Consider the following 19,136-nt stretch of genomic DNA (forward strand, 5'->3'; position numbering starts at 1 on the left):
ATTCACCGTAGGGAAGCTTGCGGAAAGCCCCATGAACGAGATCGACCCCGCACGCCGCTTTTCAGCAGAGGCGGTGCGTAAATTCGACGGCCCGGCCGATGGCGACACGCCCGGCGGCATGAACGATGTCGCCCGCCAGGTCGCTTCGCAGTACAGGCGCGATACGATGTCGCCGATCATGGTCAGCGGCGTGCTGCGCATGGTCGAATTCGGGTTGTTGTTGCTGTCCGGGCTCGCCGTCTATTTCCATTATGTCGGGTTCTTCAACTACCTCGCCTGGCAATATCCGCTGACGATCGCGGCCGCGTCGTTCCTTGCCGTGGTGCTGCTCGACGTCACCGACTGCTACCAGATCGTCGCCCTGATGCGGCCCATCGCCAATTTCAGCCGCATCCTGCTGGCCTGGGCTGGCGCCTTCGCGCTGATGGCGTTGACCGCGTTCGCCATGAAGATGTCGGAAGACTATTCGCGCCTTTTGTTCGGCACCTGGTTCGTCATCGGCTTCGTTCTCATCTTCGGCCTCAGGCTGGTGATGTCGAAGCTGATCCGGGCCTGGGCGCGCGATGGCCGCATGGAGCGGCGCGCCGTCATCGTCGGCGGCGGCAAGGCGGCGGAAGTCCTGATCCGCTCGGTCGAAAAACAACCCTACAATGATATTCGCATCTGCGGCATCTTCGACGATCGCGGCGACAAGCGTTCGCCGCCCATCGTCGCCGGCTATCCCAAGCTCGGCACCATTTCGGAACTGATCGAATTCGCCCGCATCGCCCGCATCGACATGCTGATCGTATCGCTGCCGCTGACCGCCGAATCGCGCGTGCTGCAGTTGCTGAAGAAGCTGTGGGTGCTGCCGGTCGACATCCGGCTGTCGGCGCATTCCAACGCGCTGCAGTTTCGCCCGCGCGCCTATTCCTACATCGGCTCGGTGCCGATGCTCGACATCTTCGACAAGCCGATCAACGACTGGGATTCGGTCGCCAAGCGCGCCTTCGACATCGTCTTCAGTCTGATCGGCATCGTCGTGTTCTCGCCGGTGATGCTGGCGACCGCCATCGCCATCAAGCTCGACAGCAAGGGGCCGGTGCTGTTTCACCAGAAGCGGCACGGTTTCAACAACGAGATCATCGAGGTCTACAAATTCCGTTCGATGTATACGGACAAGGCCGACCCGACCGCCAAGCAGACGGTGACCAAGAACGATCCTCGCGTCACCCGCGTCGGCCGCTTCATCCGCAAGACCTCGATCGACGAGTTGCCGCAGTTCTTCAACTCGCTCTTGGGTTCGCTGTCGCTGGTCGGTCCGCGCCCGCATGCCATCGCCGCGCAGTCGCACAACCTGCTCTACAACGAAGTGGTCGACGGCTATTTCGCCCGCCACAAGGTCAAGCCGGGCGTCACCGGCTGGGCGCAGATCAATGGCTGGCGCGGCGAGATGGACACCAACGAGAAGATCCGCATGCGCACGGAGTATGATCTCTATTACATCGAGAACTGGTCGCTGCTGTTCGATTTGCGGATCCTGTTCCTGACGCCGATCCGGCTCTTGAACACGGAAAACGCCTATTGAGCGCGATCAGCCATGATTTGCCGCGCGCGGCGGTCAACGCCAAGCTGATCGCGCTGATTTCCTCGGGCGCGGTCTTCCTCGGCATTCTGCTGTCCGGCTTCGTCATCAGCGAGCCGGCGCCTTATGAACTCTACATGGCCGGGCTGATCGCCATCTGGGCGCTATTCGGCTTGAGGATTTCCCGCGCGGCCACGCCACTCCTGGCGCTGCTGGTGACGATGAACATTGGCGGCATGATCTCCATGACGCAGATGGCGGATCTGGCCAACACGCCGCTCTATCTCGCCGTATCGCTGTTTCTCGCCTTCAGCGCGGTGTTCTTCGCATCGATCACCGCTGTGCAGCCAAACCTCTACCGACTGATCTTCATTGCCTACGTGGTTTCCGCCGTGGCGACCTCGCTGCTTGGCATTGCAGGCTATTTCCACGCCTTTCCGGGCGCCGAGATGTTCACCAAATACGACCGTGCCGCCGGCGCCTTCCAGGACCCGAACGTGTTCGGTCCGTTCCTGGTGCTGCCCGGCATCTATCTGCTCTATCTGCTCTTGACCGGACCGGTGACGCGCATGCCGCTGCTGGCGGTGCCGCTGCTGGTCATCACCGCCGGCATCTTCTTTTCGTTCTCGCGCGGCGCCTGGGGCATGTTCGCCGTCTCGGCCGTCCTGCTCACCGGCTGCCTGTTCCTGCAAAGCGCCAGCGGCATGTTCCGGCTGCGCGTCGTGGTGATGACGATTGCCGCGCTGGCGCTGCTGGTCGTCGCCATGATCGTCATCCTGCAGCTGCCCGGCGTGTCGGAGATGTTTTCCAACCGCGCCCATCTCGAGCAGAGCTACGACACCGCCCGCCTCGGCCGCTTCGCCCGCTACGGGATCGGCTTCCAGATGGCGATGGAGCATCCGTTTGGGATCGGCCCGCTGGTCTTCGGCACGATTTTTGGTGAAGACACCCACGACATCTGGCTGAAGATGCTGATGGACTATGGCTGGCTCGGCTTCGTGTCGTTCCTCGCGCTCGTCGCCTGGACGATGGCAGCCGGATTCCGCATCCTGCTGCGCGACCGGCCGTGGCAGCCCTATCTGTTGTGCGCCTATGTCGCCTTCATCGGCAATATCGGGCTCGGCACCTTCATCGACATCGACCACTGGCGCCACGTCTACCTGCTGCTCGGCCTGATCTGGGGCGCCATCGCGCTGGAATACCGCCATCAGCGCTTGTTGCGGCCGGACCCGGCTCAAGGTGACGGCCGACGCGATTTGAAATTTGGCTGATCTGGCCGGGCTTTTTGGCCACGGTGGGCGTCGCGTTGGACTTTCAGTCGCTTGTTCTGGAGGTCGTGAATCCAGCGTCGTCGGCGTTGATGTCGATTTCGGCCAGATGCCCGCGAATGACCATCACGGTGTCATCGCCAGATCACCTCTTACGATCTGCATTGTCTCCTGGGCGGCTGCTTTCTTGTCCATACTACGCATTCCTGCGAGATGATGAAGGTAGTCTTGGCTGCTATCATGCCACGACGGCGGGCGGCTCGGCAACGGAACTATATGGCTGCCGCTTGGTTTCTCCCGCGGTGGGCACACGTGGTCGAGTTACCCGGCTCGTCGCTCGAGTGCCTGACTATTGCCGACTACATTCGAAAGCCCAGCGCCGTTCTATCCGCGGCGCCCATCCGCATAGGAGCCTCATGGAGGGCGCCAGACCACAGCCCGATCGACAAGCACCACCAGCACCACCGAAAGCGCCAAGCCATTCCGCGGCCGGCGCATGAGTTGGCGGGAATTTTACCAGATGCGCCCTGACCTGCGACCGGCAAACGATAACGACCAACTTCAAACTGGAACTTCGCCGCTAAGTGCTCGTTCCTCGAGAGTGGAGGCCGCTAAGTGCTCGTTCCTCGAGAGTGGAGAACGCAGAGATGGCCAAAAAGAAAACGACCGATACGAGCCGGGTTAAGAAGGGTGCAGAACTTGAAGTTGAGCACCTGACCGAAGTGACAGACGTGACGCCCAAACAGGCGCGGACGCTGCTTCGCAAGCACGGCGCGGACTGGCAGAAGCTGAAGGACGAAGCCGAAGATATGAAGGAAGAGGACTGACAAGTGCATAGGTAGTCACGGCTCTCCATTAGGAGAGCCGTGACGCCCCGCCCCGCTCTATCCGCCCCAAGAAAAAGCTAGGCGACTTTAAGTTCCTTGACCGCCTTCTCGAAGACGGACTTGATCGGCTTGGATACGTCCTCGACGGCTTTGGTCGTGACGGCCTGAAGTTCCCTGGCCTGCTCGACGGCACTTTCAACCTGCTTGCGGACGAAGGCGGTCTGCAGTTCAACGAATTCGGAAGGCGACTTCACGGCAATTAGGGCTTCGAAATGCGAGAAGGCGGCTTCGGTATTGGCGCGCAGAACGGCAATTGTCTTCAGCGACAGGTTGCTGGAAGCGGCTTTGGCGGATGCGAAGCTCGTCTCGAGAGCCTTCTGGGTCATCTCCGAATCCGCCTTGAATTTGGCGAGAACTTCTTTCGACTGCTCGACGCCCTTTTCTGTCAAAGCACTGACCTGCTCAATGGCCTTGGATGCATCAAAAGCGGGGTACGCGTTGTCGATAAATTCAGCGGTCTTTTCAGTGGTCTTGGACATCGTTCCATCCTTCGGTGAGGGGGCGACTTTTAAGAAGCCTTCGCATTTGTATTAGCATTACCTAACGGAAGTTTGCGTGCAATGCAACATCTTTGTTGCACTGCACCATGATTTTAGACCACCCGTCCCGCACAGAGCGGAAACGGACTGCCCGGCCCCGCCGGTTCCTCAAAATGGGATGACCACCCATGACCACGACCACCCGCAAAGAAATGGTGGCCACCGCAGATTCCATCCTGAAAGCAAACCCTGAGAAGCGAAACACAGTCCGCCAGCGCGGACAGCTTCTCCGGTGTAGGGATGGCGGCCGGCACAAACGGCGCGCTGGCGAGGCCATGCAGATCAGGGCAGCGGAACCGGCGAGTCAGCGAGCGTTCGCAGATAGGCGATTACGTTTAGCCGGTCGGCTTCATCGGGCACGCCGCGGAAGTCCATGTTCACGCCGGGCGTGGTCAGCGACGGACCAGCGAGGAAGATGTTGAGATCCTCGTAGGTCCAGGACCCGTCCCAGGCCAGCAGGGTCTTGGAGTAGCGGTCGAACTTCATTGAGGCCTTGTCGCGTCCGACGACGTTCCACAGGTTCGGCCCTATAGTGGAATTATCCTTTGGCCGCACGACATGGCAGGAGGCGCAGGTGGAGGCAAAGAACGTCGCGCCCTTTGCAGGGTCGCCGGCCGCCAGCTTAGCGGAAATCGGCTCCGGTTTCAGGATGACGACGCCATGGGCCTTGAGGTAGGCGGCGATGTCGGTATGGTCGTCGTGCCTGGCAAGGTGGTAGGGCGTGATGATGCTCGGCCGCTGGGCGGGGTCACCCTGGATCCAGATGGCGTTGACGTCGGCGCCGGCCTCGACCAGCACCTTGACGCAGTCGAGACAGCCGTTGGCGACGGCGAGGGTCAGCATCGGCTCGCCCCGCGTCGTGCCATTGGCGTCGGCGCCATGCGCCAGCAGCAGCCGGATCATGTCGGCGGCGTCTTTCAGCACGGCAACAGTCATCGGCAGGCCGAGCGCCGACTCCTTGTTGACATCGGCGCCGCGCGTGATCAGCAGTTCCGCGGCCTCCGCGTGGCCGCTGCGCACCGCCAGGAAGAGCGGTGTGGCGCCCTTCTCCTGCTCCTCAATATCGGCGCCGGCATCAAGCGCCGCCGCGATGGCATTTAGATCGCCGCTCTTGGCCGCATCATGAAGCGGACCGGCCTGGGTGGTTGTGAGCGCACCCAGACAAATGAGCAAGCTGCCGATGAGACCACGCATGCGGCCGTCCCTCCGCCGATACGGATCGAGAAGAATACACCTGATCAACTCTCACGACTAGCGGCTTCGTTAAGCGTTAGCTAATATAGATGAGCCCGCGTCATCCAATCGAGGGATGGCGCGACTTAACCCCCTGCTCCACCTAATAGCAAGGCAAAGGGCGGCAACCCGGTTTTGCTACCCAAGGGGCCTGCTGGCTCTAGGGGGCTAAAGATGAGCAAGACGACTGTCATTGCTATCGCTATCCTCGCGATCAGCATCGGCTATGCCGATGCCAAGGACCGTAAGGTGAACCTGCCGGTTTGCACCGCGTCAAGCTCACTCTTCGAAGTCCTGGGTGGCAAGTGTTTTCTCGTCAAAGGTTCGATGATCTATGGCGACATCGCCGATCTTTCCCAGATAATCTCTTGGGCTGGAACTGGCGGTCTGTGAGGGTGCCCTTATCTCGGCGCCTACAACCGTATTCCATCAAAGTCTAGCGACTGGAACAACGCACTAGAAAGCACCTGCGGTAACAGTTGATTCAACCATCGCTGGTATATTAGGGAGTGTGAGTAGCGGCTCCGACAGTGGGCGGGCGCTGAGTGCCGGAGCCGCCTGCGCAGTCCGGTTGGGGTTTGACCGCGCCGTCCTATTCTGGGACAGCGCGGTCAATGATTCGTTAAAATTTCCTTGGAACTAATTAAGCGCATGCTAACCCCATTGAGGCGCTCGCTCGGCTTTGGTGGGCTTTTTCTTCGGTGGCTACAATATGGCTAGAAATTTTATAGCCACCTCTGGGGGAAATGACTAAACCTTTGATCTTGTTGGTCGGAGTGGCCGGATTCGAACCGACGACCCCTTGACCCCCAGTCAAGTGCGCTACCGGGCTGCGCTACACTCCGGACCGGTCGCGATGTATCGTGATAACCCCGCTCGGGTCAACCGAAATTCGGTGTCTATCGCGCCGATGCGATCGCGGGTGCCGGCGAGCCCCTAACCTACCCCTGGCACGCATCGATCCATTCGGCGCCGGCGAGGTCGACCATGCGCTGGGGGCTGAGCCGCACGGCGGCGTTGGTGGCGCCGGCGGCGGGCACGACCTCATCGAAATCGCGCAGCGACACGTCGCAATAGACCGGCAGCGGCGCCGGCAGGCCGAACGGGCAGACACCGCCGACCGGATGGCTGGTTGCTTCGACAACCTCCGCGGCGTCGAGCATACGCGGCTCGCCGCCGAATACGGCGCAGCTTCGACGGATCGGTCACCTTGCCGCTCTCGATATCCTCAATCTTGTCGGCAGCCAGACCGCATGTCAGGGAACGATTTTCCACACTGTAGCCGTGGGTTTCCCGCATCGCTCTGAGGGTGCTGCAATCTGGCCCGCCCCCTTCCGAAAGGGTTGTCCGCCATATTAATCATGTCTAATATAATAGTCGGAGGGGACCAAGGTGGAGAGGTTCTTGGCAAGCCAGTTGGCCGCGATGCTGGTGGCGTCGGCAGGAGAATGCTGGTCCGAGGAGGGCCTACCTTACAAGCCGATCTCCGAAGAAACTGTGAGAGTTGTCAGCACCCAGATGTATTCCGACATTCTGAGGCGAGCTTGCTTGCAAGATCGACGGTATCCGAGAAGCCAAATTGAGAGCGGCTTCAAAAGGCACTTCCAGGAAATGAGACTGATGTTGGTGGAGGAAGGGTACACCATCGTGCCCAATGTGACCGAGAACAACTCATCTTGGTCTCTATCGGAGATGGAATTTGATGCCAAACGGCGCCTTGGTCTCCCATCCCAATTCGGCTGTTTTGGTGCATACTGGCTCAACGAAAATCGGGGTTGGTGACATGCTCCTCGCGCCGGGATTTGCCGGCGCGTCGGGGCCGAACCGATCGCGAAGCTTCACCAAAGTCGCGTCGGGGACATCATGCGGAGCATCCGTATCTAATTTCCCTGCCGCTGATGTAGTGAGATCATGACGCAGCAGAAGTGGGCCCAAATGCTCGATAGGATTGCCGAGGAGGCAATCGCACTTCTCGGTACGGGACGACGGGTCTCGACCTTTTCCTGCCGCTTTCCCGAATTCCGATAACCGGACGCAGCGCGGTGCAGAGCATCGCTCGATCACTATTGGCAGACATCGACCCATTCGGCGCCAATGAGATCAACCATGCGCTGCGGCGCGATCCGCACGGCGGCATTGGTGGCGCCGGCGGCGGGCACGACCTCGTCGAACTCGCGCAGCGACACGTCGCAGTAGACCGGCAGTGGCGCCGGCAGGCCGAACGGGCAGACACCGCCGACCGGATGGCTCGTTGCTTCGACAACCTCCGCGGCGTCGAGCATGCGCGGCTTGCCGCCGAACTGGTCCTTGAACTTGCGGTTGTCCAGCCTGGCGATGCCGCTGGTCACCACCAGCATGGTGCGGTCGCCGACGCGCAGGCAGATCGTCTTGGCGATCTGCGCCGGCAGCACGCCATGCGCCTCCGCCGCCAGCGCCACCGTCGCCGAGCTCGCTTCGGTGACGATGACATCGATGTCGGGCGCGCGAGCGGCGAAGAAGGCACGAACGGATTCCAGGCTCATTTCGAAAACCCATAGTTCAGGACTTGATGGACAGCGGATCGGGACGCCGCGCGTATAAACACGTGCGGCACACAAATCGGCAAGCCCCAGGCTGGGCAGGAAGGCTGCGGCATCAACAAAGACAAACCCGCCAAGGGTGGCGCTTGGCGGGTTGTCGGGCAAGCCTGATGTTGAACTATGCCAGGGATCGACCTTGCGCGACCGGCGTGTGCACAGCCGAAGCGATCAAAGCGTCCTGGGGAAGTCGAAGCGCGGACACAATACGACGCAGCTTCGACGGGTCGGTCACCTTGCCGTTCTCGATATCCTCAATCTCGTCGACCGCCAGACCGCATGTCAGGGAAAGCTTTTCCACGCTGTAGCCGCGAGTCTCCCGCATCGCTCTGAGGGTGCTGTAATCTGGCCCGCTCCCGTTGGCTGCCGGTTCGGAGAGGGCTTCGCTTTTTGCATTATGGGGCATTGGCAACTCCATGACTGAAAGAGTTTGATCAAATGAGGAGTGTTGCCTGAGACGATCGGGAAGATGCCCGCTCGGCAGCGATTTGCCAAGAGCCAAACGGACCGTCACGGGATCGTGAACCGCGGGATCGCGCGCACGTCGCGATCAAGTTGTTTTGAATGCTCGATTGATCCTTTGCCCGGCAGTTTCGCCCCGCTCGTTCGTTATCCCCAAGTCGCTGGCGTGAAAACCATCCGGTTCCAGCCAGCCATTCCCGGAAGGATCTCTGCAATGAACTTGAAGACAGTCATGGTCGTGCTCGGCACGATCTCCAGCCTTTCCGTTGCCTGTGTGGGCAGCGCGCAAGCGGCCGACGCGCAGCGCGTGCGCGGCACTGTGGTCAGTTTCGAGCCAACGCTGCTCACCGTGAAAACCCGCCAGGGCGATACTTCGGCAATCAAGCTTAATGCCGACTGGAAGATCTCAGGCGTCGCCAACGCATCCGTAAAGGACATCAAGCAGGGCGATTTCCTCGGCATCGCCTCCGTGTCGAAAGCGGATGGCGGCAGCGGTGCCCTGGAGGTGGTGGTTTTCCCGGCCGCTTTGAAAGGTACTGGCGAGGGTGACCGTCCCTGGGACCTGCAGCCAAACAGCCGGATGACCAACGGCACCGTCGCCGACGTCACCGACATAAGCGGGCGAGCGGTCACGCTGACCTATGACAATGGCCAGACCAAGAAGATTTCGATCCCTGACAACACGCCTGTCGTCACCTTCGCGCCGGCCACGCCGACCGACCTCAAGCCAGGCGCGACAGTCTTCGTTACCGCCCAGCGGGACAGTGGCGGCACGCTGAGCAGCAGTCGCGTCGTGGTCGGAAACAATGGTGTCGTTCCGCCGATGTAGTCGAACAGGGCGGCCAAGTCGCCGCCCTTCGATCTTGCCGCGGATGGTGGTGGCAGCCCGGATTCCCCAGAAACAGTCCAGAAACAAAATTCTACAATCGGGAAATACTGACGAAAAAAATCGGGAGCGTAATCCCATTCGCGGCGGTCGGGCTATCGCCCCGATTCATAGACGCCCGCGAAGGAAAAGGAAACGATCCATGAAGAAGTCCCTCCTCTCAGCCCTCGGGCTTGCAGTTGCACTGGCTTTCACGGTGCCGGTGATCGGCGCAACGAGCGCGGATGCGGCCCCGATGGCCAAGCATCATCGTCACCACCATCATCATCGTCATCACCACCACGTCCGCCATCACCACCATCATCACCACCACGTGAAGAAGACGATGAAGAAGGCCTACTAAGCACACCAGACTGCCAACGAGAAGACCGGCCTTGGCTTCTTGTTCAAGGCTGATCTTCTCTTGGCAATGCGACGTGAGGCTCGATACGATTCGGGTTCGTCCAGTTTCGCTGAACGACAGCGTGAGGATTTGGCGCAAATCCCGATACCGCGAAGTCTTTTGCGCGAGGGCGGTTCGCGATACGGCAATGGATACTCCTGGCCGGGGCCAGATATCCCCCGTCCGAAGGACCGGGCCTATTCCTCAGCGCCGGCTGAACAGCAGGCTGGCAACAAGCCCGAGCACCACAAGGCCGACCGCGGCGGCCGCCGCCGGATGGTCGCGGGCCGACTTCTCGATCACCCTGCCCTGTTTGCGGATCGCCGGCATGGCATCGCGCAGACGGTCGGCAAGATCGGAATAGGTGTCGAGCGCGGCATCGCGACCGTCCTCGTAATAGGCGCCGCCACGCCTCGCCACAGCCCTCTTCAAGCTGGCCAATTCCTTGGTGAGAGCCGCGACCTGCTTGTCGAGATCGATGTCCGAGAGGGTCGAAAATGATGCCATGATGTGTTTCCTTCACTTGCAGAAGGAAACGTAACGCCTCACCGGAAGACGGGTTCCGGTTTTCGAAATATCGATGTCGTTTCGGTCAGCGCACCTGGTCAAGCAGGCGCTTGCATTCCAGGAGGTCGAACAGCGCCTCCTGCAGCAAGGCCCGATTGTCGCGCGAGAGCTTCGACACGTCCGGCTGCACCGGACCGTCCTCGTCGCTTTTGCCCAGGCCGAAGAAGCGGCGGCTGGGCTTGACCCGCGGCTGGCCAACCAGTTCGTCATCCATGCCGCGCGGCTGGGCTGCAGGCGTCAGCGGCACCTGATCGGCCTGCCTGCGCTGCGAGATCGCCTCGACGGCGGCCATGTCGCCACTGCCGATGGCGACCAGGAAATGATTGCCGTTCTCGCGCAACAGCTTCTGCACGCCCTTGATGGTGTAACCCTGGTCGTAGAGCATGTGGCGAATGCCTTTGATCAGCTCGACATCCTGCGGCCGGTAGTAACGACGGCCGCCGCCGCGCTTCATCGGCTTGATCTGGTTGAAACGCGTTTCCCAGAAGCGCAGCACATGCTGCGGCAGATCGAGATCTTCGGCGACCTCGCTGATGGTACGAAAGGCGTCGGGGCTCTTGTCCATGGGCGAATCCTCACGCTGGACGATGATCCGGCTTTGTCCTGCCGAATCGGGTCTTATTTCAGCGGTTTATGAAGCAATATTCAAGCCCGGCGTCATGGCGGCGGCGGTTTTCAACCGCGCAGTGGGCTACTTACCGCTTTTGGCCTTGCCGCTTTGATGGGAGCGCAGGATACGGCTCTTCAGCACGTTCGACGACTTGAAGGTCATCACCCGGCGCGGCAGGATCGGCACTTCTTCACCGGTCTTGGGGTTGCGGCCGATGCGCTCGTTCTTGGAGCGGACGTGGAATGTCGCGAAGGACGACAGCTTCACCGTCTCGCCGCGGACGATCGCTTCGCAGATTTCGTCCAGCACCGCTTCGACGAGTTCGGCCGATTCAGTGCGCGACAGGCCGACCTTCCGGTAAACTGCCTCGGCAAGGTCGGCGCGCGTAAGTGTCTTTCCCCCCATGCGTCCGTCCCATCAGCTCAAAACATAAAATTCGGCACAACAACGGCAGAGCGTAAGTAATTGATCCGGCAAGGTCAAGGACCGAAACCAGACCGTTCGGCACTTACCAGCGAACCAGAACAGCGCCCCAGGTGAAGCCGCCACCCATCGCTTCCAGGAGGACGAGATCGCCCTTCTTGATGCGGCCGTCGGCGACGGCCACCGAAAGCGCCAGCGGCACGGAAGCTGCCGAGGTGTTACCGTGCAAATCGACCGTAACCACCACCTTTTGCTCAGCTATCCCGAGCTTCTTGGCGGAAGCGTCAATAATTCGTTTATTGGCCTGGTGCGGCACGAACCAGTCGAGGTCATCGGCCGATATACCGGCTTGCGAGAATGTCGCCTCGATGACGTCGGTGATCATGCCGACCGCATGCTTGAAGACTTCGCGGCCCTCCATCCGGAGGTGGCCGACCGTGCCCGTGGTCGACGGCCCGCCGTCGACAAAAAGCTTGTCCTTGTGGGTTCCGTCGGAGCGCAGGCTGGCCGCCAGGACGCCATGGTCGGCGATCGTGCCCGCGCCCTCGCCTGCTTCCAGGATCAAGGCACCGGCGCCGTCGCCGAACAGCACGCAGGTCGAGCGATCGCTCCAGTCGAGAATGCGCGAGAATGTTTCCGAGCCGATCACCAGGACGCGCTTGGCCTGGCCGCCGCGGATGTAGAGATCGGCGGTGGCGACCGCATAGACGAAGCCGGAGCAGACCGCCTGCATGTCGAAGGCAAAGCCGTGATGCATACCGAGCCGGTTCTGGATGTCGACGGCGGTGGCCGGAAATGTGTTGTTGGGCGTCGAGGTCGCCAGCACGATCAGATCGATGTCGGCGGGCGTAAGACCCGCATTGGCAAGTGCGGCACGCGCCGCCGCTTCTCCCAGCGAAGCCGTCGTCTCGTCATCAGCTGCGATATGGCGCTGGCGAATGCCGGTGCGCTGGGCGATCCACTCGTCGGAGGTTTCGACCATGCCTTCGAAATCGGCATTCTTCATGATTCTGCGGGGCAGCGCGGCGCCCGTGCCGCGCACGACTGATCTGATCAAAGTTCTTTCCTATTCTTTTGCGTCGCTAACGACGTCGGATTTCCTGTTTGCCTGGGCATGCGGATTGCGCGCATGGAACAGATCGAGGTCGGCCTCGATACGGTCGAGCAAATTGTTGCGCACCATGTCGTAGCCAAGCTCGATCGCCGCCGCGAAACCGTCCGAATCAGCACCGCCATGGCTCTTTACCACGATGCCGTTCAGCCCCAGGAAGACGCCTCCATTGGAGCGACCGACATCCATCTTTTCGCGCAAGCGATCGAAGGCGCCCTTGGCGAAGATATAGCCGATCCTGGCCATCAGAGTCCGGCTCATTGCCGCGCGCAGATAGCCACTGATCTGGCGCACCGTGCCTTCCGCCGTCTTCAGCGCGATGTTGCCGGCAAAGCCTTCTGTGACGACAACGTCGACCACGCCCTTGCCGATGTCGTCGCCTTCGACGAAACCATGATAGTTCATCGAGGCCATGTTGGCTTCGCGCAGCATGCGCCCGGCCTCCTTGACCTCTTCCTGGCCCTTGATCTCCTCAACCCCGACATTGAGCAGACCGACGCTGGGCCGGGCGATGCCGAAGACCGAGCGCGCCATGCCGGTGCCCAGAATGGCAAAGTCGATCAGCTGGTGCGCATCGGCGCCGATGGTGGCGCCGACGTCCAGCACCACGCTCTCGCCGCGCAATGTCGGCCAAAGTGCTGCGATCGCCGGGCGATCGATGGTGGCCATGGTGCGCAGGCAGAATTTCGACATCGCCATCAGCGCGCCGGTATTGCCGGCCGAAATGCAGGCGTCCGCCGTGCCGGCCTTGACCGCTTCGACGGCCTTCCACATCGACGACTTCCAGCGGCCGTGGCGCAGCGCCTGGCTCGGCTTGTCGTCCATCCTGACCGCTATTTCGCAATGGAAGAACTCGCTGACCTCGGCGAGTTTGGGAAACTTGGCGAGTTCCGGGCGCACGACCTCCTCACGCCCGTAGATGACGAAGCGGATGTCGGGACGGCGGGTCGCGACCGTCATGAGCGCCGGAATAACCACGGCTGGTCCGTGATCGCCGCCCATGGCATCGATGGAAATCCTGATCACGCGGTATTTATCTCACGGTTAGGCGGCAGGTCGCTTTAGCGATCGCGAAGGTTCGGCGAAAATAACGGTTTTGGGCTGCCGCACAACCGACTTTTCCGTCGCGGCCAAGGTTTTCAGGATTTTCCCAGCAAGGATCGCAGTTTTTGCTGAAATTCATTCTCCGCCGGTTCGGTCTCGCTGCCGGCATTCAGCGAGGCGCCCTGCTTGCGCGGATAAGGGTCGATGGCCAGTCCGAAGTACTGTTCGGCAAGTGCCCCGACATCGATCGTGTCGCCGGAAAATGTTTCGGGACTGTCAGGGCCTTCCGCGTCGAGCAGGATCTCGCCGCCACCGTCGAAACCCTGCCGTCCAAGCTTGGAGTCCTCGGGCAGCAACAGAGCTTCGACCGGTTCGTCGATATGCGCTTCGACAGGCTCGAGCGTGACGATGCAGGCCTGGGTGATGTCGGCTTCGACGCGACCGCTGATCTTCACGCCATTGCGCTTCCATGACGCCACCAGAAGCTCGGCGCGATAGGATTCGACCGAAATCAGCCCGTGCTCCTCGGCCAGCGCGGCACGCTGGGCGGCATCGGCCTCGATAACCACAGGCAGACCCTTGTGCGGCAGGCGAGTGACGTTTGCGCGGAAGGATACCGGGCTTTGCGGGTCAACGTGCTTCATTGTTCACCTCCCTTGGCGACGGAAAGGCCAGCGTGCCGGAGACAATCGATTCGGGTGTCTGCGCGGCCAGTTGGCTGCAGGCGTCGGTGACATAGTTGGCCAGCAGCGATGCTTCCGGCCAGGCGCCGGCGTCGGGCCGGACATTGCGGGCAAGGGCTGCAGTGAGCCCGTCGAGATCGTTTCTTTCCAGGGCGTCGTCATAGGCGGCGGTTCGGCCATAAAACATCCTTGCCAGCTTTTTCATGCGTTTGGGCACGCCAACGTCGCCAATTCCCAACTCCCGCAGCGAATGATCGACGTCGAGGAAGAACTCGTCGATCAGCACCTGAGCGACCTCTTGCGCCACGCCGCCCTCGCCGCGCAACCGATGCTGGAACAGGAACATGTGCAGCGACAGCATCTCGAAACGGCCGAGCGGCGTGTCGGGCACATTCCAGTGGGAATAAAACACGGTCTGCCGCGCCGCCGCCACGATTTGTGCGTAAAGCGCCTCGGTGATAGCGCGGTTGGCGTGGCGTTCGCGGCCAAAAAAGCGCTGGAACATTGGGGATGGTCTCCTGGGGACCGTTTGTTGAAGTGGCCTTGTTGCATCGGCAAGCAAGCTGGTTTACCGGTTTCGCGGCCCAGCGCAAGTTGCGGCCAGCTAATGGAGTTGTTGTTGCGCGCGCTGAATTTCAAGTCGACCTTCTCGTCCAGGCCCGCTGGCGCAATCTCTCTGCTGGTGATTGTTTCGGCGCTGTCCGCCTGCCACACCAATAAGATGATCGGTGACCTCAGCCCCAGCGAGACGTTGACGCAGGGTTATGTCATCGACCAGCAGGCAGTCGATTCGGTGCCTGTCGGCTCCAGCCGTGAGCAAGTGATCCTGGCTCTTGGCACGCCGTCAACCACGGCTACGTTCGACAACGAGGCGTTTTATTACATCTCGCAGACGCGCAAACGCTATGTTGCTTTCGACAAGCCGAGGCTGGTCGACCAACATGTGCTGGCAGTCTATTTCGGCAGCGATAGCCGCGTCACCCAGATCGCCAATTACGGCTTGAAGGATGGCAAGATTTTCGACTTCATCTCGCGCACCACACCGACCGGCGGCAAGGATCAGAACTTCCTCAGCCAGATCATCAACGGCGCCAGCAAGCTGGCCCCCGGCATTCCCGGCGGCGGCACACCCTGATCTTCAGACTCTGAGTTCCCCTCCGGGAAGGCAGCAACATCTCAGGCGACCAAAAACGCGCGGGAGCGATCCTGCGGGTTTTTGTTTTCAAATTTGCGGCCAACCATAAGCAACGCTTAAACAACCTGCGGTAGTGCTCGCTCGGCAGGAGCAACGCGGCCGCGTTCACAAGGGGCGCGCAATGGATAGTGCTACATATGAGGAAGGGCAGCTTCGCCGAATTCGTGAAGGGCTATTTCAAGAGCCTGACCATCAACTGCATTTTGATCGCGGTTCTGGCGATTCCGCTTGGCGCTGTCGGTGGCGAAGCCGGCGCGTGGATTTTTGTGATCTTCCTAGGTCCGATAGTCGCCGCTTTCTTCTTAATCATCTTACCGATCGTCGTGGCTACGACCTATTTTGGTGTGAGGCGACGTGGCAGTGCACAGATTTTTGGCGCGGTCGCTTTCTATCCGCTGACAATCGCGATTTTCTTCGCGGCTCGGTACGGCTTGCTGCTCGCTTCAATGGCACAGATGGATGAAGCTTACCTCAAGCGGACGTTCGAACACCCGATCGGCAAGATCGAGACCATGGCCTATCTCGGCATGGATTGTTACAGCACCAATTGCCCGCAACTGCTTGTCGATGGGGTCGTTGGCAGAGTGGCATTCCTCGGCCAGCGGCCGGAGGTAATTCCGCCGTGGGGTGAACGCGCGCCACCGGCCGATCCGGGGTTATGGGTTAAGAACGCTTTCAGGCTTGGGCATGGCCCCGAATGTCTGATGGAAAATTCCCAGATCACCGTCTACTGGATCCAGCAACGAGGAATCTTCGACGCCTGTATTTTACCGGATGGCGAAAACCTCTTACTTGGCGAGGCGATTCTGGCGCGAGACGGTAGAGCGAACGCACGCGACGTCGAGCGCTTTTTCGGACCGAAAGGGGGAAATATCGCTGTCGCCTACCGCCTGTCGGGTGGCGAGACAGGGCCCGAGATCGCACGATGGGAATCCGGGCGATTGCCGTTTGGCGGCGGGGTAGTCGGGACACGCTTCGAGCAAATCGATTTCATGCGCGCGCTCAGCGGCGTGACCACGGACCGGTTTGCGGAAGCTGCCAAGTTCGATCTGGCGAGCCGCATCGATATCATCCACGCAGCCATCGGTAGTGTCCCCATCAACATAGCCGCTGTCGCCAGTTATCTGCGGACGGCTCCTCTCAATGCCGGTAGCCTGACCCGCACGCTGCTCGATGAGAGCCGCAAGGCGAAGCTGCTGGATATTGCGAAGTCATCCTGCACTCCACGCGACCCGACGTCCTTGGCCTCGATCAATGGCGCCAAGAATTGCGTGCGAACCTACAACCGGTTTGTCGCAGAAATGTTCAGCACCGAAAAGACGGCACTGCAGCTGCCAGAGCCTGAATCGCCGAAATCTGACGTTCGGCAAGAGTAAGCTCTTGCAAAAAACCCGCGGGATCGCTCCCGCGGGTTTTGCTCAGAGCGATAGCTCCGGTGATCAACCGTGCGCGAGCACGGCCAGCAGCAAGAGCGCCACAATGTTGGTGATCTTGATCGCCGGATTGACGGCCGGGCCAGCGGTGTCCTTGTAGGGATCGCCGACCGTGTCACCGGTGACCGAAGCCTTGTGCGCTTCGGAACCCTTGAGATGCTTGACGCCGTCCTTGTCGACAAAGCCGTCTTCGAAGGACTTCTTGGCGTTGTCCCAGGCACCACCGCCAGAGGTCATCGAGATGGCGACGAACAGGCCGTTGACGATGACGCCGAGCAGCGAGGCACCAAGGGCGGCAAAGGCGGACGCCTTCGAGCCCGAGATCAGCAGCACGCCGAAATAGACGACGAGCGGCGCCAGCACCGGCAGCAGCGACGGGATGATCATCTCGCGGATTGCTGCCTTGGTCAGAAGGTCGACCGCGCGTGCGTAGTTCGGCTTGGAGGTGCCGGCCATGATGCCCGGATCCTCGCGGAACTGCTTGCGCACTTCCTCGACGATTGCGCCCGCCGCACGGCCAACGGCCGTCATGGCGATGCCGCCGAACAGATACGGGATCAGGCCGCCGAAGATCAAGCCGGCGACGACGTAAGGGTTGGAGAGATCGAAGGAGATCTCGCCCATGCCCTGGAAGTACGGATATTTGTCGCCATTGGCGGCAAAGAACTTCAGGTCATTCGAATAGGCGGCAAACAGCACCAGCGCGCCGAGACCGGCCGAACCGATGGCGTAGCCCTTGGTCACCGCCTTGGTGGTGTTGCCGACCGCATCGAGCGCGTCGGTGGAGTGGCGCACTTCCTTGGGCAGGCCAGCCATTTCGGCAATGCCGCCGGCATTGTCGGTGACCGGGCCGAAGGCGTCGAGTGCAACGATCATGCCGGCAAGGCCGAGCATCGTCGTGACCGCGATCGCCGTGCCGAAGAGGCCGGCGAGCTGATAGGTTGAGATGATGCCGCCGACGATGACGATCGCCGGCAGTGCTGTCGATTCCAACGAGACCGCAAGGCCCTGGATGACGTTGGTGCCGTGACCGGTGACCGACGCCTGGGCAATGGAGTTGACCGGGCGCTTGTTGGTGCCGGTGTAGTACTCGGTGATGACGACGATGAGACCGGTCACCACGAGGCCGATCAGGCCGCAGATGAACAGGTTCTTGCCGGTGATGACCATGCCGGCAACGGTGCCGATCTCGCCCCAGCCGAGGCATACCGAGGTGGCGACGCCGAGACCGACGATGGACAAGAGGCCGGTGACGATCAGGCCCTTGTAGAGTGCGCCCATGATCGAGCCGTTGGAGCCGAGCTTGACGAAGAAGGTGCCGACGATCGAGGTCAGGATGCAGGCGCCGCAGATGGCAAGCGGATAAAGCATGGCCGCACCCAGAACGGCGGTACCGCCAAAGAAGATGGCAGCCAGAACCATGGTGGCGACAACCGTCACCGCATAGGTCTCGAACAGGTCGGCGGCCATGCCGGCGCAGTCGCCGACATTGTCGCCGACATTGTCGGCGATGGTGGCCGGGTTGCGCGGATCGTCTTCGGGAATACCGGCTTCGACCTTGCCGACGAGATCGCCGCCGACATCCGCACCCTTGGTGAAGATGCCGCCGCCGAGACGGGCGAAGATCGAGATCAGCGATGCGCCGAAGCCGAGCGAGACCAGCGAGTCGATGACGATGCGGTCATTGGGCTGAAGGCCCATGAAGTGGGTCAGGATGAGGTAGTAGATCGATACGCCGAGCAGGGCCAGGCCGGCAACCAGCATGCCGGTGATGGCGCCCGATTTGAAGGCGATGTCGAGGCCGGCGGCGAGGCTGTTTGATGCGGCCTGCGCCGTGCGAACGTTGGCGCGAACGGAGACATGCATGCCGATGAAGCCGGCAGCGCCCGAAAGGACTGCACCGATCAGGAAGCCGATCGCGGCGGTGATGGACAGCAACCACCAGGCGAGCACGAGGACGACGACGCCAACGATGGCGATGGTGGTGTACTGACGCGCCAGATAGGCTTGTGCGCCCTCGCGGATGGCCGCGGAGATTTCCTGCATGCGTGCATTGCCCTGATCGGCCGCGAGGACCGAACGTGTCGCCCAGATGGCGTAAAGGATTGAAAGCAGGCCGCAGGCGATGACGGCGGAAATAATTGTCATTGCCGGATTTTCCTCGATTGATGGCCCAAAAGAACCCCTCCCTGGGCCGTTGAGACAAAGACCGGATTCCGAGCACGGAATCCGCCTCTTCGCAGCGGTGTATGCGAAACAGGGCTGCGAACGTC

General features: G+C 61.0%; 21 protein-coding genes, 1 tRNA gene and 1 pseudogene. 9 read left to right on the top strand and 14 right to left on the bottom strand.

The annotated features are described in order from the left end of the window. The first annotated feature begins 31 nt into the window (after positions 1-31). The 3 genes from FCU66_RS29220 to FCU66_RS29230 all read left to right on the top strand — a co-directional run bounded on the left by FCU66_RS29220 (position 32) and on the right by FCU66_RS29230 (position 3,659). Positions 32-1,567 carry an undecaprenyl-phosphate glucose phosphotransferase gene (locus tag FCU66_RS29220; RefSeq protein WP_136618110.1) on the top strand — a complete coding sequence of 512 codons (1,536 nt, stop codon included), beginning with the start codon at positions 32-34 and terminating at the stop codon, positions 1,565-1,567. Further along, positions 1,564-2,835: an O-antigen ligase family protein gene (locus FCU66_RS29225; protein ID WP_136618111.1), complete on the top strand. Its 1,272-nt coding sequence runs from the start codon at positions 1,564-1,566 to the stop codon at positions 2,833-2,835. The genes FCU66_RS29220 and FCU66_RS29225 overlap by 4 nt, the downstream gene beginning before the upstream one ends. Positions 2,836-3,479: 644 nt before the next feature. After that, a complete protein-coding gene (locus tag FCU66_RS29230) occupies positions 3,480-3,659 on the top strand; it encodes a DUF3606 domain-containing protein (protein ID WP_136618112.1) in 180 nt (59 codons plus the stop codon). 77 nt (positions 3,660-3,736) lie between these two features. Here FCU66_RS29230 and FCU66_RS29235 read toward each other — a convergent pair whose 3' ends face one another. Beyond that, positions 3,737-4,198, bottom strand: coding sequence for a phasin (locus FCU66_RS29235; protein WP_136618113.1), 462 nt, complete (start codon positions 4,196-4,198; stop codon positions 3,737-3,739). A gap of 342 nt (positions 4,199-4,540) precedes the next feature. After that, the gene (locus FCU66_RS29240) at positions 4,541-5,452 is read right to left on the bottom strand and encodes an ankyrin repeat domain-containing protein (RefSeq protein WP_136618114.1); all 912 of its coding nucleotides are present in this window, start codon (positions 5,450-5,452) and stop codon (positions 4,541-4,543) included. 213 nt (positions 5,453-5,665) lie between these two features. On the opposite strand from FCU66_RS29240, the gene FCU66_RS29245 reads away from it, so the two are divergent. Next, positions 5,666-5,884 (top strand): hypothetical protein, encoded by a 219-nt coding sequence (locus FCU66_RS29245; RefSeq protein ID WP_136618115.1) that lies wholly within the window; start codon positions 5,666-5,668, stop codon positions 5,882-5,884. 375 nt (positions 5,885-6,259) lie between these two features. Here the strand turns inward: FCU66_RS29245 and FCU66_RS29250 are convergent. Both FCU66_RS29250 and FCU66_RS29255 read right to left on the bottom strand, forming a co-directional pair. Beyond that, positions 6,260-6,336 (bottom strand) — tRNA-Pro (locus tag FCU66_RS29250). Positions 6,337-6,432: 96 nt separating this feature from the next. Continuing rightward, positions 6,433-6,672 (bottom strand): annotated as a pseudogene (locus FCU66_RS29255) (YbaK/EbsC family protein); the annotation flags it as partial. Between the two features lie 223 nt (positions 6,673-6,895). On the opposite strand from FCU66_RS29255, the gene FCU66_RS29260 reads away from it, so the two are divergent. Then, complete coding sequence (locus FCU66_RS29260; RefSeq protein ID WP_136618116.1) at positions 6,896-7,273, top strand: hypothetical protein; 378 nt, start codon at positions 6,896-6,898, stop codon at positions 7,271-7,273. A 281-nt stretch (positions 7,274-7,554) separates the two neighbouring features. Here FCU66_RS29260 and FCU66_RS29265 read toward each other — a convergent pair whose 3' ends face one another. Next, positions 7,555-8,013 (bottom strand): YbaK/EbsC family protein, encoded by a 459-nt coding sequence (locus FCU66_RS29265; protein ID WP_136618117.1) that lies wholly within the window; start codon positions 8,011-8,013, stop codon positions 7,555-7,557. Between the two features lie 175 nt (positions 8,014-8,188). After that, a complete protein-coding gene (locus FCU66_RS29270; RefSeq protein WP_136618118.1) occupies positions 8,189-8,473 on the bottom strand; it encodes a helix-turn-helix domain-containing protein in 285 nt (94 codons plus the stop codon). Between the two features lie 270 nt (positions 8,474-8,743). On the opposite strand from FCU66_RS29270, the gene FCU66_RS29275 reads away from it, so the two are divergent. Together FCU66_RS29275 and FCU66_RS41335 are read left to right on the top strand one after the other, a co-directional pair. Continuing rightward, positions 8,744-9,358 (top strand): hypothetical protein, encoded by a 615-nt coding sequence (locus tag FCU66_RS29275; RefSeq protein WP_136618129.1) that lies wholly within the window; start codon positions 8,744-8,746, stop codon positions 9,356-9,358. Between the two features lie 199 nt (positions 9,359-9,557). After that, positions 9,558-9,758, top strand: coding sequence for a hypothetical protein (locus tag FCU66_RS41335; protein WP_168991881.1), 201 nt, complete (start codon positions 9,558-9,560; stop codon positions 9,756-9,758). A 243-nt stretch (positions 9,759-10,001) separates the two neighbouring features. Here FCU66_RS41335 and FCU66_RS29280 read toward each other — a convergent pair whose 3' ends face one another. The 7 genes from FCU66_RS29280 to FCU66_RS29310 all read right to left on the bottom strand — a co-directional run bounded on the left by FCU66_RS29280 (position 10,002) and on the right by FCU66_RS29310 (position 14,740). Beyond that, positions 10,002-10,304, bottom strand: coding sequence for a hypothetical protein (locus FCU66_RS29280; RefSeq protein WP_136618119.1), 303 nt, complete (start codon positions 10,302-10,304; stop codon positions 10,002-10,004). An 85-nt stretch (positions 10,305-10,389) separates the two neighbouring features. Further along, positions 10,390-10,929: a MerR family transcriptional regulator gene (locus FCU66_RS29285; RefSeq protein ID WP_136618120.1), complete on the bottom strand. Its 540-nt coding sequence runs from the start codon at positions 10,927-10,929 to the stop codon at positions 10,390-10,392. Between the two features lie 126 nt (positions 10,930-11,055). Further along, complete coding sequence (locus FCU66_RS29290; RefSeq protein WP_013532231.1) at positions 11,056-11,379, bottom strand: integration host factor subunit alpha; 324 nt, start codon at positions 11,377-11,379, stop codon at positions 11,056-11,058. A 103-nt stretch (positions 11,380-11,482) separates the two neighbouring features. Further along, positions 11,483-12,454: a beta-ketoacyl-ACP synthase III gene (locus FCU66_RS29295; protein WP_136618121.1), complete on the bottom strand. Its 972-nt coding sequence runs from the start codon at positions 12,452-12,454 to the stop codon at positions 11,483-11,485. 9 nt (positions 12,455-12,463) lie between these two features. Further along, complete coding sequence (plsX, locus tag FCU66_RS29300; RefSeq protein WP_136618122.1) at positions 12,464-13,534, bottom strand: phosphate acyltransferase PlsX; 1,071 nt, start codon at positions 13,532-13,534, stop codon at positions 12,464-12,466. 113 nt (positions 13,535-13,647) lie between these two features. Continuing rightward, positions 13,648-14,196, bottom strand: coding sequence for a YceD family protein (locus FCU66_RS29305; protein ID WP_136618123.1), 549 nt, complete (start codon positions 14,194-14,196; stop codon positions 13,648-13,650). After that, positions 14,183-14,740 (bottom strand): ubiquinol-cytochrome C chaperone family protein, encoded by a 558-nt coding sequence (locus FCU66_RS29310; RefSeq protein ID WP_136618124.1) that lies wholly within the window; start codon positions 14,738-14,740, stop codon positions 14,183-14,185. Before FCU66_RS29310 ends, FCU66_RS29305 begins: the two co-directional genes overlap by 14 nt. A gap of 114 nt (positions 14,741-14,854) precedes the next feature. Here FCU66_RS29310 and FCU66_RS29315 point away from each other — a divergent pair, with 114 nt between their 5' ends. Both FCU66_RS29315 and FCU66_RS29320 read left to right on the top strand, forming a co-directional pair. After that, positions 14,855-15,370, top strand: a complete 516-nt coding sequence (locus FCU66_RS29315; protein ID WP_136618130.1) for an outer membrane protein assembly factor BamE — start codon at positions 14,855-14,857, stop codon at positions 15,368-15,370. A 197-nt stretch (positions 15,371-15,567) separates the two neighbouring features. Beyond that, positions 15,568-16,806, top strand: a complete 1,239-nt coding sequence (locus FCU66_RS29320; protein ID WP_136618125.1) for a hypothetical protein — start codon at positions 15,568-15,570, stop codon at positions 16,804-16,806. Positions 16,807-16,869: 63 nt separating this feature from the next. Here FCU66_RS29320 and FCU66_RS29325 read toward each other — a convergent pair whose 3' ends face one another. Then, positions 16,870-19,011 (bottom strand): sodium-translocating pyrophosphatase, encoded by a 2,142-nt coding sequence (locus FCU66_RS29325; RefSeq protein WP_136618126.1) that lies wholly within the window; start codon positions 19,009-19,011, stop codon positions 16,870-16,872. Between the last annotated feature and the right edge of the window lie 125 nt (positions 19,012-19,136).

This window comes from Mesorhizobium norvegicum (assembly GCF_004919685.1).
Lineage (GTDB): Bacteria > Pseudomonadota > Alphaproteobacteria > Rhizobiales > Rhizobiaceae > Mesorhizobium > Mesorhizobium norvegicum.